We start from the raw sequence: 16903 nt of genomic DNA, 5'->3' as shown, positions 1-16903 counted from the left end.
GTAGCAGCCTTTCCTCCGTCGGCATTACCCAACTTCATTGGTACTACGCTGCTATCCGACTCCCTACATCGGCATTTGGTTTCCTTGCTTATTATCGCTTGTACACCATACTTTTCTATAAGAAGAAAAGACCGGTAGGGCCTCCCGAGTTGCCGTATCATATCCATGTGTGACGTGCCAAGGTCTCTGACTCCAGAGAGGTTTTATCCTTCTTGCCTTTAACGATGGATAAAATGTAGCTTTCTGCTGTGCTTAAGGCATCAGCCCTCTCGATTTACTAACATTATGGAGCTCAATCCCTTCAACCATTTGGCTTTCGGCCCGCCACCTAACTGTCTACGCTTAAAGGCTAATGTTACTATTAGCCCTCCAAGACTCGCTACGAGTGAATGGCTAGTTCTTTCTCGGCGGGAATCCCACCCGCTATATGATACGACCTAGGCTCGGCCGCACAAGCACACCGTTAGTTTCTGTAATGCTTTCTGTAATGCTTTAACTTTTGTTATAGTCATTTTAATAGACTACATGCTAACAGGGTAAGCTTTTTTAATTTGAAAAATTAAGATATAATTTAATCATCAATGTACCCTTGTATTCAACGTGAGATCTCACATTAGAGAAACTCTGTAAAATGTTGCTAAAAAAGCTGCTAAAGTTTTAGCAGAAGTGATGCCTAATACAGTTGCCGTTCCTGTTGAGCATCTCGTAGGCCGCCAAAAGTGGGTTATTGAAGAAGCCTTACGGCTTGAAGAAAGTTTAAAACTGATAGATCAGGAAATTCATAACCTTCTATGGGGAGTACCTGAAAAACGAATTCTACCCCATCCGTATACTGAAATCCTACTGTCCCTCCCCTTTGTTAGTGAAAATATAGCTTGTACATTAATTGGTGTTATTGGTGAAATTGAGAGATTCAATACATATAAAGAATTTAAGAAATACTTAGGTGTATCGGCCGAAAACACACAATCTGGGACTTCTGTTTAAGGGACTAAACAAACTAAAAGCGGGGTTCGAGACGCTCGTCGTGCTCTATACCAGATGACCTTAATAATATTGGCAAATGGTAAAACTCACCCTACCGTTTTTAAAGCTTATTATGACCGTAAGGTTGATGAAGGAATGAGTAAGAAAAAAGCAATTGGTCATTTGTGTGGTAAGTTGGCTAATTTAATCTATTCTCTACTGAAAAATAACGTTAAATACGATCCAGTTATCCATGCAGCTGCTTGTGGTATTAACTTGGCTGAATTAAATAAATCTAAAGAAGAAAAAGAGCCTTTGTTATTAAGCTAAAGGGCCATTTAATGGAGCACCATTGGGTAGGAATTGAATATAATATTTTGGAAAATTTTTAGAAGTGATATAGTAAAGAAATAAAAGTTAATGTAAGAGATTAACATATCTTGGTTTTGCATGAGGGAGATAGAGAATGAGGTTAGAAGAAATCATTGGTATAGTCAAGGAGTACTTTTTTCTGGCATTAATAGCCGTAATTGTTTTAGGGATTATCTTTTTTCTAGTGTATTTCATTGTCTATAAAAAACTTTTTGGAGGGAAGAAAAATCTTCCAAAGAGGCAGCTACTTCTTGTGGGTTTATTTATTAGTTATATCATCATGGTTATTGGCGTAACCTTTTTGAATAGAGGTCAAAACTATCAGGGCGGGATGGAATTATCTTTGTTTTCATCGTACAGAGAGGCTTGGTATAGTTTTAGTGTAAGGCATTGGCAGTTTATACTTTTAAATATATTCATGTTTGTACCGTTCGGGTTTCTTTTTCCATTATTGCATGCACGATTTCAAAAAGCTGTATGGACAATCGGGATGGCCGCGTTACTCACACTTTCCATTGAAAGTGTCCAGTTCATAACAAGATACGGTATTTTTGAACTTGATGATTTATTCAATAATCTTTTGGGGGCCATCATTGGATATGGCATCATCATGGGCTTCATTACCGTAAAGGAAAAGGGAATAAAGCGATCCTTTTTCTACTTTTCTCCGTTATTTTTAGTAATCATCTTATTCGGAAGTATGCTTTTGTATTATAACTTTAAGGAATTTGGAAATCTTCCTATTATGCCAAATCATAAAACAGATATGACACAAGCAACAAACACTATAGATATAAAGCTCAACGATAATAGAATAACAGTTCCAGTGTATAAAGCACCAAGTTATACAAAGGTAGCTGCTGATGAGTTTGTACAAGACTTTTTTAAAAGAATAAATATTGATTCGGATATAGAGGATATATCTTACCCGGATCTAGGTGTTTATAGGGTTTATGGGGAAAAGTCTTTTAATCTATCATTCCAATTCTTAGATGGGAGTTATAGTTATACGGATTTTTCAAGCTTTGACGAGGATAAAGAGCGAAAAGATGTAGATGAAGGAACCTTAAAAGAAAACTTAACAAAATTCGGCATAGATATTCCACATGACTCGCATTTTCAAAAAGTCGATACTGGTACTTATGAGTGGACGATAGATAAAAAGGCAATAGAAAATCAGCTAATAGATGGCTCTTTAACGGTAAATTATTATAACGATGATACAGTGAAGGGAATTGAGAATCAATTAATAACCTATGACAAGGTAAAAGATGTTCAAATAAAAAGCGAACAAGAAGCACATAAAGAAATTTCAGATGGAAAATTTAAATATTACTCTGAAAATAAAATAATAAAAACCTTTCATATTCATAAAATAGAGATAAGTTACTATTTAGATTCCAAAGGCTATTATCAACCTGTTTATGCTTTCTATAGTACTGTAGATGGAGAGGAAATGACTATTTTAGTACCCGGAATTTAGAAAACTTTATTGCTGATATTCCCAATTTCCACAATCGGGCGAATTTCTTCAATAAGCTCCCCTATTTCTCACCAATCCCTAAGTCTATTAAAACGCCAAAATCCCTACTTTTATATTAAAAGCAGGGATTTTTCTATGCGTTTATTTATGAGATTTTAAATTATAGCACTACACTACATTGAATAAGTAAAGTAGTATCATCACTTATTCTTTAAGATAAGTATCCCAATCATCAATAACATTGAGGCAATAAAACGTTTGTACAACTTGCTTTAGTACCCATAATAAATCACAAAATTATGAAACTCTCACCATTCCAAAACGTATGTAATCAGATGTTCTATTTTATATAATCAACACAAAAAATTATTAATCCTAAAAACGTTTTATTATTTTTTGAGTTAAATGTATACCAAAAAAGTATAAGACCTTATTGTCTATTAACACTTCTTATGTCTATTATGCTATTAAGTTGGCAATAATCCTTTTAATATTACTATTTTAGGGGGAAAGGAATTGTTACTGTCAAAAGCATGGTCTTCGTTTGAAGCCGATAAACAAATAGAGGGCTTTACTCCTCAAACGTTGAAGGGCTACCAGTTACAGTCTTTGCTACTAATTGGTTATTTTAAGGATATAGAGATGGAATTGCTGGATACAAATAAACTGAAGGAATATCTCGCTATATCCGGCAAGCATTTAAAACCGGCGAGTCTTGCGTATCGTATCCGCTTATGAAATCATTTTTTCGTTGGTCGATTTTCTTATAAACACGAATAACCCCTTTGTTCCAAAAGAAAAAACGATTACCTGGTATAGTAATCGCCTTTATTCTCCGTCAACGATCTTTGCAAAGTCATCAAGAGTAGTTGAATACTTGATATAGATCCGTGGTAAAAGATAGAATTCGTCTTTTATGCCCTTCTCAGAAAATAGTTCAGGAGTTGTCGTAATTCCAAACAAATAGTATTTCTTCGTTTCTGCTACGACACTGTTACTGAAAATTCCGTATGGATACGCAAGAGCATTAACTGGTTTGCCTGTTATTTTTTGAATTTTATCTTTGGACCCTTTCAGTTCATATTCATAATTTTCTATTTTCGTCAAATCAGGATGTGTAGCAGTATGAGACTGAATTGAGATGATCCCCGAATCAGCCATCATTTTTAAATCCGATTTCGATAATCGGTTGGAGCGACCGATAAAGTCAGAAATAACAAAAATGGTACCAGTTGGTTTAAAACGTTCGTTTTTCAGTTTTTGAAAGATATCAAATGCATTCAGATTGTTTTTGTACCCATCATCAAAGGTAATGAAAATGGGTTTGTTTACTTTATAAATGTCTTGCCATCGATCAAAAGTTAATAATGTGTAGCCATGGTCTCTTAGATAAATCATTTGTTTCTCGAAATTTTTCGGTGTTACATATAACTCCTTAGAACCATGCCCTTCAAATTCGTCAATCGAATGATATATTAAAATAGGTACTTTACGTTGAGCAAAAACTTGTGATGGAAGAATTAATATAAGAAGACATAGGAAAAACATTGCAACCTTTTTCATAAAACTCCTCGCTTTATAACATTTTTTTCTTTTCAATTTATTGTTCCTCAAAAACAGAGGACTATTATGATTTCTCCAATATTGATTCCATCTACCTACTTTTTTCAATTTTTTAGTAATATGGCAAAAATATTTTTCTCACCTACCTCTTTACTTTACAAAAAGTGAGCATTTCCCTTTTTAAAGGAACATTCGTTTGTGGAGGAAAGTTAGCTGTTATGATTATGTCTGGATAATAATAAATAAGTTACCGTTGCCTATTAAAAAAGCAAGGCCCGATTGGCCCTGCTTGTTAATTAACTGTTACTTTTCCAACCATTCCTTCCTGGAAATGGTACCGACATATCAGATCATATGTACCATTTTTTATTGGTTTTACGGTAATGGTTTTTTCTGTTCCCGGCTCGACTTCGGCGTCAATTCCGAGCTTTTCCACAGTGAAGGTGTGCTTTTTCGTACCTTTGTTTTTCAATATCAACGTTGTCGTTCTTCCATTAGCAAAAGGTCGATGAACTATGGTGCACCACTGACTGTCGCTCCCTTACGGGAAGCACACATGGTAGATTAATCCTATTCTGATTGTTGCACCAGCCTCCAATAATAATTAGAGCCGTAGAAAGGATGTTTTTCAATGGAGGTAGTCATTGAAAGAGCATGTGGTATGGATGTTCATAAGGACAATATAACCGCGTGCATTATCACACCAGAAGGAAAGGAGATTCAAACATTTTCAACTAAAACTATTTTTTTATTACAGTTAGTGGACTGGATTAAAGAGAATAGCTGTACGCATGTTGCCATGGAAAGCACGAGTGTTTACTGGAAACCTATTGTGAATTTATTAGAAGCTGAAGACATTGAGTTTCTAGTTGTGAATGCCCAACACATGAAGGCGGTCCCTGGACGTAAAACAGATGTGAAGGACGAAAGAATGGATTGCTAAACTCCTTAGTCATGGACTTTTAAAAGCTAGTTATATTCCAGACAGTGTTAGATCAAGAAGTAGCTGAAAGAGTAAGCACACATCAAGATGATATTGACCGACTGGATTCTATTCCTGGAATAGCTACAAGAATGGCGGAACAAATTTTATCTGAAATTGGTACTGATGTGAAAAAACAATTTCCCAGTGCAGCTCATATGTGTTCTTGGGCAGGATTAGTTCCTGGTCATAACGAAAGTGCTGGAAAAAGAAAATCAGCTAAAACCAAGAAAGGAAACAAATATCTGAGATCAGCATTAACAGAAGCAGCTCATTCTGTAAGAGGATCTAAAAACTATCTCGGCACACTGTATAGGCGTACAGCAGCACGAAAAGGCAAGAAACGAGCAGGAATTGTAGTAGCACATGCCATGTTGAGAATAGCTTACTACCTATTAACACGAAAAGAAATATATGTAAACTTAGGCGAAGACTACTTTGATAAAAAGAGACAGCAATCCATTGTTCGGCATTCCTTACGAAGACTTGAGAGTTTAGGTTATACAGTTACGATACAAGAATCCGAAGCATCTTAATCCAGTCCACCTACAATAGTCCATTGAATTAGACGCTCTCCCCTTTTTTTTAAGCGAATGAGCTGCGTCTTATTAAGTATTGCCTTTTTTCCTAAATTACAGAAGTTTATTTTCATGGTAGTTCAATAAGAAAATTCTCTTTTAATACCTTTCAATATTTATTGAAGCATTAGAAGGAGTAAGATATTCTTTTTCCCCTATGGAAAAATCAGATTGTTGACGATTTATTTCTGCATAATGAACAACCTTATTGTCATTAACGAAAACCAATAAATAGATATCATCCCTCATAACTATATTGCTTGGGTCTTTAAAATCAATACCTAATTGTTCCTCTATACTTTCTTGCGGAGTATAAGGTGCAAATAGAAAAGCTTTATCCCAGTCGAACGTTGTTAAAGAGTTAATGTTTATTTCACTTATATTTTTGTCTTCTACTATGGAATAAATGGATTCCTCTAATTCCGTATTCTGGTGAACACCACTTTGGCTACACCCTACTAAAAGTAGTAAAGAAAAAATAATAACAGTAATTCCCTTCAAATTTTCACTCCTTTATCTTTATAAGGTAAAAATAATGTGATAGTTTCAAACTCGTTGTTCTTGAACTAAACTGCGGCTTTAGTTGAATAAGAAAAAGGCTTTAGTCCTTCCCGTTAGCCATCCATGAAGCGCAACAACCAGCGCTTCACCACAGAGAATGAAAATGGTTTGAGGAGTCAATACTAGTAGTCCACTGAAATCAATAGACTTATTAATGTACGTTCTCCTCTTTTTTTTAACGATTAAGCAGGGGTCTTCTTAAGTATTGTCATTTTTCTTTTCTTGTAGAAACTAATTTTCATGGTAGTTGAAGAAGAACTAAAGGTGTTGAGATTAATTAACACTTTTTTATATCTCCAAAAGTAATTTTCATGCTGGGTGCGTATATTAAAGAGGAATCCATGTTAAATACTTGTGAAAACAGTAGTTCAGCCTCAAATTGTTCCTGTGCTTCCTTAAATGTAACCCCTCGTTTTGTCAAACTTTCAATAAACTGATCCTTATTTATAGGTTCTCCACCTACTCCATCTTCTTTAAGCGAATAGAACAATTTTTTCTTATCTTGTTGATTCTCATCTGGATAGAGAAAGTTAACTTTATCACTGACTCTACACTCAATGTTCTTCACGCCCAATTCAGATAGATATTTAGGTACTTTTGCTCCAATATTTCCATCATTTCCAGTTTTATTTGTACTCTCTTCGAATAATTTCTGCAAAATACCAAGTGGAACAATTTGTGATTGTTCATACCCTCCAAGTTCGTATGATGACATACCTGAAATCCAATGTGGTTCAAAACAAATTATTTTTCCATCGTTAACAATAGAATTTACCATTTTTTGAAGCATTTTTTTGGGTTCAGACATGTGTAATAAAAAAGCATGGCAAACAGCAATGTCGTACTTACCCGCTAATTCAATCTCATTGGTATCTGCTACAAAGAATTCAGATTCATACGGAAGACCATGAAAATATTCTATCGCCTTATTAATAAGTTGATGTCCTTTATCTATCCCTGTATATTTGGAGTCTTTCGGTAATAGAGGTAATAATTTAAGCCCTAAATACCCATATCCACAACCAAAATCAATAATATGTACTGGTTTGGAAATCTTCCAAACACTATTCACTAAAAACTCTAAATAGTCATCGTTATAATATAAATCCCTCGTTCTTTTGAGGTATTCCAGTTGGGTATCCCAATAATACTCCTCCATTTAAGTCCCCCCTATTTTTCTTTTAAAGAAAATATTCTATACAAATCCTACAATTCCTTCCTCAACTAGTCGAGTAGAAGGGAACCTCTCTACCTTGCGGTAGATTGTGTTCCCCCCTCACAGAACCGTGCTTGCGCTATTTACGCACACGGCTCCTCCTAGTCACCATTCACAAAATATATTTATAGCTCTTCTTGTAAAAGATTTATTGCTAATTCTGCTATCCTTCCTAGTTTTGTTTCCATTTGTTATCCCTACCACTGAGTGTAGTAAATGTGTCCCTAGTAAGGGTGATGACTTGGTAGCGGCCTTTCCTCCATCGGCATTACCCAACTTCATAGGTACTACGCTACTATCCGACTCCCTACATCGGCATTTGGTTTCCTTGCTTATTATCGCTTGTACACCATACTCTTCTATAAGAAGAAAAGACCGGTAGGGCCTCCCGAGTTGCCGTATCATATCCATGTGTGACGTGCCAAGGTCTCTGACTCCAGAGAGGTTTTATCCTTCTTGCCTTTAACGATGGATAAAATGTAGCTTTCTGCTGCAGGTAAAGCATCAGCCCTCTCGATTTACTAACATTATGGAGCTCAATCCCTTCAACCATTTGGCTTTCGGTCCGCCACCTAACTGTCTACGCTTAAAGGCTAATGTTACCATTAGCCCTCCAAGACTCGCTACGAGTGAATGGCTAGTTCTTTCTCGGCGGGAATCCCACCCGCTATATGATACGACCTAGGCTCGGCCGCACACCTGCTTCTTTAGTTCAATAAGAAAAAAGGAGCTGCCTCAGCAGCTCAACGATTTTCACTAAAGCAACCGTTCGTATTATAAGGTCAGCCAGATATTTCTGGTTGACCTTTTTTTATATCGATATATGATTGCGGTAGCCGGGGTAGAACGTAAGCACCCGTGGGACTAGTGATCCCGTCAACTAAACAGTTCGCCCCCTACTTGTAGAAACATGATTGAGGCTGGTTGGGACTCTGATCTCGTATAACAAGCGAAGCTATGATACTACATGGAGGAATAGGGGTTACCGGTTAATTGTATGACAAGGAGGAAAATAATGATGAATCCAGTAATTGGTCTGGATGTGGCAAAAGGCGAGAGTCAGGTTCAAGCATTCTTGGATAAAAAGCACCCGTACAAAAAGAGCTTTAAAGTAGCTCATACACTTGAAGGGCTGACAATTCTTTTAGAGTTTATTAGAGAAATAGAAGAGGTTTCAGGAGAAATGCCCCCTATTGTTTTAGAATCTACTGGCCATTATCATACACCAGTTGTCCAATTTTTCGAAGACAGAGGATATTTATTAATCATGGTTAATCCACTCGTTTCGTATCGAGCAAAGAGTTCAAGTTTACGTAAAGTAAAGACTGATATCATTGACGCCCGTCATCTCTGCGAGATGTTTTATAAAGAGGACCTAGAGCCTTATAAACAGCGAGGAATCCAGCTCTTAAATTTACGTAATCTTACAAGACAACATGAAAATATTACAGGTATGTATGTACAAACTAAACTGCAATTCCAATCCGTTTTAGATCAAGTATTTCCTGAATACTGTGGGGTTTTTGGAGATCTGTATTCAGATGTTTCCCTACTTTCCTTACAAGCATTTCCTACTTCAGAGGAAGTATTGGCAACAAGTGAAGAAACAATCGCCAAAAAAATAAAGGAATTCTGTAAAAGTCGTTCGCAAAAATGGGCAAACAGTCAGTCAGAAAAGTTGAAGGCTGCCGCAGATCGCAACCCATTCCAGAAAACCTTATACAGTAGTCTTATCTTAAGCATGAATATGTATATTAAAATGCTTCTGGAATACAAAAAACATCTATCCAATCTGGAAGAAGAGATAGATGCTTTAGCGAAAAGCATGGAAGAATATAAGATTCTCCAATCGATCCCCGGTATCGGCGAGAAAATCGCGGCAACGATTATTTCTGAGATTGGGGAAATTGATCGGTTTAATCATCCTAAAAAACTAGTTGCTTTTGCAGGAATTGATCCGAGCGTTTTTGAATCTGGTACATTCAAAGGTACTTTGAATTGGATTACCAAAAGAGGTTCTAGTAGACTACGCCACGCCTTATATATGGCCGTTAAAAGTGCCATTCGTGATTGTCGCAAGAAGAGAACGACAGATGAACTCATTCCTCGAAATATGAGGTTACGAGAGTTTTATGATAAGAAACGTGAAGAAGGAAAACCCTTTAAAGTAGCTGTAATAGCATGTGCAAATAAACTTTTACATTGGATTTATGCACTTTTAAAAAGCAAATCAGATTTCCAAGATCTGGCCTAGTATTAAAAAATAACTAAAGAGCCTAAACCTTTCCAAACATAGAAGTTTGAAAGGCTATTTGGCATGCCCAAATTTAGTATAGCATGAACTATTTTTGTTTTTCATTAATAAATATTGACAAACTATTGGCTGGTTTAGTTTAAGTGTAACTTTTCACAAACATTGCTTCATTAATTTTAAAGAGAATGTCCTTGTGGGAGAGTAGCTCCGTTTAAAAGCTACAATTACTATTCTAATAACTCTACCCATATTGAATAATCTTTTTCAGGTATATTTAGAGCATATTGATTTTTCTTCAGTTGTAGATTTTCGGATATGTCAATAAAGCCAGCTTGAAAATAATTTCCTCCAGTTGCAATACTACGGTCTGAAGGTTCTCCAATTCCATTCGATTCTAAGACAACCCAACCTTTTTTTTGTTTTTCAACAAGTGCTACAAAATATTGAGTTTTATTTTCACTATTATCACTAATTGCTCCTTCTCCTTCAAAAACATATATTTTTCTATTAACATTTACATCCGTTTCCTGTATAACGTTCATATTTTTAACAAAACCAACTTCTGATTCTAATAACTCTATTGCCTTATCAGGAGTATTTGAATACAAAACCTCATCATCTGTACAGGCAACTAACAATAAACTCAATATAACAATTAGGAAATACTTCATAATCCCCCGCCCTCCTTTTTTTTTGTATCTTACTTCTTTATACGAACCAATTGGAATTAAGTTGAAGAATATTTATTGAACTAACCTGCCGCTATAGTTCAATAAGAAAAAGGCTTTTAAAAAAAACAATTTCTAACTGTTCAAAACTATTTCCCGCAAAAATCATCAATGTTTGAGTGAACATAATATCCAGACACAAGGGCTTTCCCACCGCTAAAAAAATGAAAAGATTCTGACTCGCCATCACTGTTTTCAAATGTACCTCGATGTTCAATTGAGAACTCCATTTCTTGTGTACCTTCTCTTCTTGATTGGCTGATTTCCTTAAGTACCTTATTAATGGTTTTTTGTTCCTCAATCTCAATCGTCTCACCACTTATACATTCAATTGTGAGTTTAACCATTTCACCATCTATTAAGGGCTCGCTGTAATTGTTACAAGCACCCAAGAAAATAATACAAAAACAATATAGTAACCTTCTTTTCATTAATTCACCTCCTATGGTTTACCAGCTTATTGAACTAAACTGCTTCTTTAGTTTAATAAGAAAAAAGGCTTTACTCCTTCTTGAAGTAAAGCACCCGTTAGTTTAAGATGAAATATTGGCTTCATGTGTAAAGTTCACACTAGCCCACTCACCCTCGATCTTAAACAATTCATATACAGCTTCGCGGTCCGTCGGTGGTTCATCTATCCAATTTAGCAGGGTTCGAATAATAGATTCTTTATCCGGGAAGTGGTGGATAAAGACTTCAGATTGCTCGTGAAGTCGTGTCGACCAAATCTGAGAACGCACCATCACCATTGAATAGTATGTTCGAATGAGTTTGCGAGCGAAACCTTGTGAAAACTTTTTAAAATCTTCGTCAGAAGCTGTTTCTAACCTATTTAACGTCCGAGTAAGAGCCTCACAAATATCACCATTGAAGCGAATGGCTATCTCGGATGTAAGTTTATACGGACCAAATCGGTCTCTTAAATCCTCTCCGTAGACACAAACACAGAGTTCTTTAAGAAAGGCATTTTCGTAATAATTTGAGGGGGAAACCGTATAGTCGTAATATGCAACAACTATTCCAACTTCACGAACCAGAGATCGATACTTTTGAGACAGTTCTCCAGCAAGTTTCTTTAAATCCGCTAACTTAACGGAACTCAGTTTGCCATCAAACATAGCAATGAGGTCTAAATCTGATTTTAAAACAACCGCTTCACCTCTGGCTACGCTACCGTACAAATAAACACTGTGCAATTGATCTTGAAATGAATTTCTAAGACTTTCGACAGAATCTCGAATGCAAGGCACGTAATCATTATCAATATTATCTATGCTTACATCGCTTTCAATAAATCCAGTATGGTCTAGACCATACCCAGCTCTTAAAATCGCCGTATTAATCTCCTACCTTTCCTGCATTCCTCTAATTATATAACTATGATAATGTGGACAAACAATATCTTATTGAACTAACCTGCGGCGTTAGTTCAATAAGAAAAAAGGCTTTACTCCTTCTTGAAGTAAAGCTACCCGTTAGTTCAATAAGAACAGTAACCAAATGTACATTTTTTTATGATTACTCTCGTATAAATAAAGCATTTCGCTCAATAATCTCCCGACATATCTCAAATCCTTCCTTTGTCTTACTATATATAGGGAAACATAGCTCATAATTCCCTATTAAAACGGTGTCAAGAGAAGGGAAGAAAAAATTCGAAAAATACAATTCCTCAACTGAAAGATTAATAAGAAACTGAAGTGCCTCTTCATCACCAATTTTGTATATGCCATTGCTTGTAGCAAATATCTTTCTAAAAATATTCGCCTCAATCCGATTTAATGAACTTAAAATGAATTTGTATTCTGCTTTGCTTAATCCTTTTTTATTACATACAAATACTTCATTATCTGTATGATACATCTCGATTAAGGCACTTAAAAATCTGGAACCATACTTTAAATTATGTTGCTCATAACTACTTAGTAAATCTCGTGCCTCTTGCTCCGTAAGAACTTGATTATAAACATCCATAATACCAATAAAGGGAAATATCTTTTTTGGTTCCTCAAGAAGATGGGTATTGAATTTTTTAAACTTTAAATACAATTTTTCAATCTCCTGATTTGTTGCTATCTCTATTTTCAAATTGGTCGCCTCACCTTGTCTATTTACATCATTTTATATTTTTCTTATTCAACTAAACTGCTTCTTTAGTTTAAGTGTAACATTTCACAATGCATATCTGAGATCATTTTAATGTTTTGAACATAAAAAATTGACCATCAAAATGATGGCCATATTTTGCTAAAGCACACCGTTAGTTGAAGTACAAATATTTATACTGATTGTCAGTGGACTGCTATTAGGTACTAACTTAAAAAAGCGACAAGAATAAAAATCCACGAGTTTATAAACTCGTGGATTTTATCTTTTTATATAAAAAATAATTGTATATGAAATCGACTATTGAAACGAAATAGGCAAAACCGACAATTAATAATACGGGGGAATCGTAACCGTAATAAATAAAGTCTTGTGAATGTTGAGAAAGGAACCAAATTGTTGTTATGACGAAAAGAAAAATATCGAAAGCGATACATAGTGGGCGTTTAATGTTTTTTAGAGCAAAATTAAAAACGATAATTCTAAAAATAACAAATAGGAATAAACAAAAAAAATAAGCGGCGGTAGTATAGATGATTGATGGCTGAAATGATTCTGGTATCGTCGGCATCAGTATAAACCCCTTTGAATAATTTTATAAATAGTTTATCGATTGGAGTTGTTATAAAGTAGGAAACGAAATTATGATTCTATAATTGTTATATAATACAAAAAGGTATGATTTTTATATTGCATACGAATTAGACGAGCAAAAAGAATCATTATTGAACTAACCTGCTTCTTTACTTACGTTTGAAACGAATTGAGATTCCATTTTTAATTAAATTTTCCATTTTAAATTATCAAAAATGTATTTTGCTTGTTCAACTAAACTGCGACGTTAGTTTAAGTGTAACATTTCACATGGTACATAAAACAAGACCATCATTTTTGATGGTCTTGTTTTACTAAAGCACCCGTTAGCCATCTATGCAGCACAAAATAGTGCTGCACCACAGAGAATGAAAATGGTTAGTGGAGTCAATACTAATAGTCTACCGAAAACAATAGACTTATTAATGTCCGCTCTTCTCTTTTTTTTAACGATTAAGCAGGGGTCTTCTTAAGTATTGTCTTTTTTCTTATCTTGAAGAAATTAATTTTCACGGTAGTTTAATAATAAATCATCTTTCTTTATAATTTTTACCAATAAAAACAATACCAAAAGAGAGTCCAAATGCCGCTGAAAAGGCGGTAAGGATGTTTAAATCATGTTTAAAAATTACATTTACTATTATACCTATTACGAAGAAAACTAAAAAGTTCAGCATAAAGCTATTAAATCGTTCATTTTTACCCCTTCTAAAAGAATCCTTTATATTCACATTCTTTTATACTAATCGTTTTCGTTGTTAAATTCATTAGGTAAAATCATCCTATCTTTCTTAAACTAAACTGCTGCGTTAGTTTAAGTACAATGTTTCACAAACTAATTTTATAAAACCATTGCAACTGAATCAATTTCATAATGCGCACTTTTAAAAAATCATAAAGAAACAGAATTACAATGATTTCTAAAAAAAACGAATGAAATCGCTAATTATGCTGCGGAAAGTTGAAGTTTGGCCAGTAGATCAACGGCGAATTTGCAGGCGTTGTACGCAATATGAACCAAGTCGAAATGGACTTTAGCTTTCTTCCCTGTACAATGGTAAATCTGATTCAATAGAAAATACCCTTTGAGATAAGCGTTTACACGCTCAACGGCACTTCGTTCCTTATAGATTTCAATCCATTTCATCGAGCCTCTTGCCGGTACTGTATACCGTCTAAGATCATCTGCGATTTTCTTTTTATAAACCTTCTGACATAGACTATCGTTGGCTAATGGACAGTCTACACATTCTTTTGGGCGAGTATATTTTAGTGTTTTGTACTTCGTATCATAACTGTCATATCGATAGCTGTATTCTCGCACGCATGTTGGTGCGAAATACTGATCAAATCCAATTGGCTCGGGCTCATTTTTCTTATTATAGGCAATGACAGACTGAACTCCGATACGATGAATTTGTTCATAAATTGAATCATAGTCATAGCCAGCATCCATTGTCGCCTGCTTGATTTCTAAAGAGGGCAAACGGTCGTGGATACCCTTCAATAAAGGGATTGCAGCTTTTCCATCGTTAAGACTACCTGAAGAAAACAGCGATTGAAGGATGTTTTGGCTTTTCGTCCCAACGGCAAGATGGCACTTAAATCCGAACCAAAAGACGTTCTTTCCTTCACTATTCATCTTGCCCCCCCATTTGGGTTCAATTGGCATAGAGGAACGAAGCTCCTGAAGCGGCACATCAAGTAGATCGACAATTGTCTTTCCATAAAGTGGGATACTAGCTTCTTTTTCAGCTTGTTCAAGTAGCCACTGTTCACGTTCTTCTTTCTTTTTACGACCACGCTTTTGGGGCTCCTTTTTAACTTTATCTGTTTTAAATGGAGCACGATCACGTGATTCAACATGGGTTGCGTCAATGGCAATTGTTTCATCGGAGACAAATCCTTCCGATATTGCTTGTTGTAGAAGTCGCTCTTGAACAACTTCTAACGCATTTGATTCACTAATCAATGTAATCATGCGTGAATAAGAAGCTTCCGATGGAATCTCATCGGAAACTAGGAAACCGCAATCTACCTTGAATCGTAAGTCTGTATCTAGGCGTTTCACTAGGTCCTTTATGAATGGTATACGTTCAGTGATTCGAATGATTAACGAATAAATCATAGCGGAGTAATTCAGTGATTGTTTAGGTCCGAGTCGAGACTTTTTCATCACAACATCAAGGATTGGATGAATATCAATACCTGATAAAATCGAATTAAAACGTTGGGTAGGTTCCAAATCGAATAAAACTTGCATGTCAAACAGGCTTTCTTGTCGTATAATAGGCATAGAGCATTTCTCCAGTCTGTTAATGTGTGTGTCGTAACTCTCATTATACAGGATTTGGGGAGGTGCTCTATTTTCTTGCCATTTTAGGTCTAGAGCCGCAAGGGCTCAGAATTATGAAATTGATTCAACTAAAAAATAAATCTAAAAATTTATTTACAATTACTTGCACAAAAACTAAAACTCGCACATATACTAAAATATAATTGAGTAAAAATAATTTTAGTAAAAAATAATTTATCAATTGGAGGGTGTTTGAAATGAGCCTTTTAGATATTTATTTGCAAAAAAACGGAAAGAAACGGTACGATGTATTCAAAGAAACTGGAATAAGTCAGCAAATGCTCGCAAGTGTAAACAAAAAAAATGTAAGCAGTTTTTCAGTTAAAACGATACAAGCAATTGCTAAAACAGTAAAGAAGAGTGAAGGTGCTGTTTTAGAAGAGTTAATACGGTTAGAACAAGAAAATGCATACTTTGAAGTATTTAATGTAGAAGATTTACTACTAGCTTTTAAAAATAAAGAAACCTATATTGTAATCAAGGGTGAGTATAAAAAGGAAATAGATAAATTTGCTGAAGCACAACTTTCAGAAACAGAAACTTTAGGATTGGAATTAGGTTCTGCTGGAACAGTTACTATTTTAGCAGAAGCAATTTTTCAAATAGCAAACCTATTCAGTAGTAAAGATGCTGAGCACAAGAAAATTGAAAGCCAAATCCGTAAATATAAAATTAAAAGAATAAATGAAAATGAACTACTATTGTATTTGCGTCAATTAGATTATTAATTCCTACTTGAAAACCTAGAGCATAAACAAGTTAAATTTAGTTAATAAAATATTCAAAATTACAAGCCTGTATCTTTGATTAAATTAATTGTTGATACAGGGCTTTTTTTATCACCTTGTTCAACTAACTGCACCTTATATACAGTATGATTTTCTACCGTATTCAACGTAAGTAAAGATAGCAAAAACACCAATTTTCTATCTTTGTAGACTCATTATCTACAGTATTATATTAATAGTTATTAACGTTAACAAACATAGGACTTTACTTGGAGTGGTGGGTATGATAGGCTTGTTTGCCTGTTGAAACACCCTCCTACAGCCTTTCAAGACAGATCATACCCACAGAGGCTCCAAGTCAAGTCCTTAGACGTTATCTACGGTTTTATGTAAACAATGATAAAAGGTGCAACACA

The 16903-nt window shown here is 35.1% G+C and carries 12 protein-coding genes and 3 pseudogenes; 6 read left to right on the top strand and 9 right to left on the bottom strand.

All coding sequences use genetic code 11. The annotated features are described in order from the left end of the window. Positions 1 to 633: 633 nt before the first annotated feature. The 3 genes and pseudogenes from ACTSKG_RS17715 to ACTSKG_RS17705 all read left to right on the top strand — a co-directional run. A pseudogene (locus tag ACTSKG_RS17715) lies at positions 634 to 1296 on the top strand (transposase); the annotation flags it as partial. Between the two features lie 136 nt (positions 1297 to 1432). Continuing rightward, a complete protein-coding gene (locus ACTSKG_RS17710) occupies positions 1433 to 2821 on the top strand; it encodes a VanZ family protein (RefSeq protein WP_464755845.1) in 1389 nt (462 codons plus the stop codon). 516 nt (positions 2822 to 3337) lie between these two features. Further along, on the top strand, positions 3338 to 3559 hold the full coding sequence (locus tag ACTSKG_RS17705) for an integrase (RefSeq protein WP_464755844.1): 222 nt from the start codon (positions 3338 to 3340) through the stop codon (positions 3557 to 3559). Positions 3560 to 3649: 90 nt separating this feature from the next. Here the strand turns inward: ACTSKG_RS17705 and ACTSKG_RS17700 are convergent, their stop codons facing one another. Together ACTSKG_RS17700 and ACTSKG_RS17695 are read right to left on the bottom strand one after the other, a co-directional pair. Further along, positions 3650 to 4384 (bottom strand): polysaccharide deacetylase family protein, encoded by a 735-nt coding sequence (locus ACTSKG_RS17700; protein WP_464755843.1) that lies wholly within the window; start codon positions 4382 to 4384, stop codon positions 3650 to 3652. A gap of 292 nt (positions 4385 to 4676) precedes the next feature. After that, a pseudogene (locus ACTSKG_RS17695) lies at positions 4677 to 4877 on the bottom strand (cupredoxin domain-containing protein); the annotation flags it as partial. Positions 4878 to 5015: 138 nt separating this feature from the next. On the opposite strand from ACTSKG_RS17695, the pseudogene ACTSKG_RS17690 reads away from it, so the two are divergent. Further along, a pseudogene (locus ACTSKG_RS17690) lies at positions 5016 to 5902 on the top strand (IS110 family transposase). A gap of 141 nt (positions 5903 to 6043) precedes the next feature. Here ACTSKG_RS17690 and ACTSKG_RS17685 read toward each other — a convergent pair. Further along, positions 6044 to 6445, bottom strand: a complete 402-nt coding sequence (locus tag ACTSKG_RS17685; RefSeq protein ID WP_464755842.1) for a hypothetical protein — start codon at positions 6443 to 6445, stop codon at positions 6044 to 6046. Between the two features lie 337 nt (positions 6446 to 6782). Beyond that, positions 6783 to 7664, bottom strand: coding sequence for a methyltransferase (locus ACTSKG_RS17680; RefSeq protein ID WP_464755841.1), 882 nt, complete (start codon positions 7662 to 7664; stop codon positions 6783 to 6785). 1075 nt (positions 7665 to 8739) lie between these two features. Between ACTSKG_RS17680 and ACTSKG_RS17675 the strand changes: the two genes are divergently transcribed. Beyond that, positions 8740 to 9975 carry an IS110 family RNA-guided transposase gene (locus ACTSKG_RS17675; protein WP_464758061.1) on the top strand — a complete coding sequence of 412 codons (1236 nt, stop codon included), beginning with the start codon at positions 8740 to 8742 and terminating at the stop codon, positions 9973 to 9975. 227 nt (positions 9976 to 10202) lie between these two features. Here the strand turns inward: ACTSKG_RS17675 and ACTSKG_RS17670 are convergent, their stop codons facing one another. The 5 genes from ACTSKG_RS17670 to ACTSKG_RS17650 all read right to left on the bottom strand — a co-directional run bounded on the left by ACTSKG_RS17670 (position 10203) and on the right by ACTSKG_RS17650 (position 15699). After that, the gene (locus ACTSKG_RS17670; protein ID WP_464755840.1) at positions 10203 to 10646 is read right to left on the bottom strand and encodes a hypothetical protein; all 444 of its coding nucleotides are present in this window, start codon (positions 10644 to 10646) and stop codon (positions 10203 to 10205) included. Positions 10647 to 10792: 146 nt separating this feature from the next. Beyond that, complete coding sequence (locus ACTSKG_RS17665; protein WP_464755839.1) at positions 10793 to 11134, bottom strand: hypothetical protein; 342 nt, start codon at positions 11132 to 11134, stop codon at positions 10793 to 10795. Between the two features lie 102 nt (positions 11135 to 11236). Then, entirely contained in the window at positions 11237 to 11953 is a 717-nt protein-coding gene (locus tag ACTSKG_RS17660; protein ID WP_464755838.1) for a nucleotidyltransferase domain-containing protein, read from the bottom strand. A gap of 268 nt (positions 11954 to 12221) precedes the next feature. Beyond that, positions 12222 to 12791, bottom strand: a complete 570-nt coding sequence (locus ACTSKG_RS17655; protein ID WP_464755837.1) for a hypothetical protein — start codon at positions 12789 to 12791, stop codon at positions 12222 to 12224. Between the two features lie 1558 nt (positions 12792 to 14349). Then, on the bottom strand, positions 14350 to 15699 hold the full coding sequence (locus ACTSKG_RS17650) for a transposase (protein WP_464755836.1): 1350 nt from the start codon (positions 15697 to 15699) through the stop codon (positions 14350 to 14352). 257 nt (positions 15700 to 15956) lie between these two features. Between ACTSKG_RS17650 and ACTSKG_RS17645 the strand changes: the two genes are divergently transcribed. Further along, entirely contained in the window at positions 15957 to 16487 is a 531-nt protein-coding gene (locus tag ACTSKG_RS17645; protein ID WP_464755835.1) for a hypothetical protein, read from the top strand. Positions 16488 to 16903: the final 416 nt, after the last annotated feature.

It is taken from the genome of Psychrobacillus syltrankelensis, assembly GCF_055454035.1.
This window is presented reverse-complemented; position numbering and strand designations above follow the sequence as displayed.

What these genes read in the sequence shown, in the direction of transcription:
- ACTSKG_RS17680 (WP_464755841.1), bottom strand. Translation starts at nt 7,664, where the DNA reads ATGGAGGAGTATTATTGGGATACCCAACTGGAATACCTCAAAAGAACG.
- ACTSKG_RS17700 (WP_464755843.1), bottom strand. Translation starts at nt 4,384, where the DNA reads ATGAAAAAGGTTGCAATGTTTTTCCTATGTCTTCTTATATTAATTCTT.
- ACTSKG_RS17665 (WP_464755839.1), bottom strand. Translation starts at nt 11,134, where the DNA reads ATGAAAAGAAGGTTACTATATTGTTTTTGTATTATTTTCTTGGGTGCT.
- ACTSKG_RS17645 (WP_464755835.1), top strand. Translation starts at nt 15,957, where the DNA reads ATGAGCCTTTTAGATATTTATTTGCAAAAAAACGGAAAGAAACGGTAC.
- ACTSKG_RS17670 (WP_464755840.1), bottom strand. Translation starts at nt 10,646, where the DNA reads ATGAAGTATTTCCTAATTGTTATATTGAGTTTATTGTTAGTTGCCTGT.
- ACTSKG_RS17675 (WP_464758061.1), top strand. Translation starts at nt 8,740, where the DNA reads ATGAATCCAGTAATTGGTCTGGATGTGGCAAAAGGCGAGAGTCAGGTT.
- ACTSKG_RS17710 (WP_464755845.1), top strand. Translation starts at nt 1,433, where the DNA reads ATGAGGTTAGAAGAAATCATTGGTATAGTCAAGGAGTACTTTTTTCTG.
- ACTSKG_RS17650 (WP_464755836.1), bottom strand. Translation starts at nt 15,699, where the DNA reads ATGCCTATTATACGACAAGAAAGCCTGTTTGACATGCAAGTTTTATTC.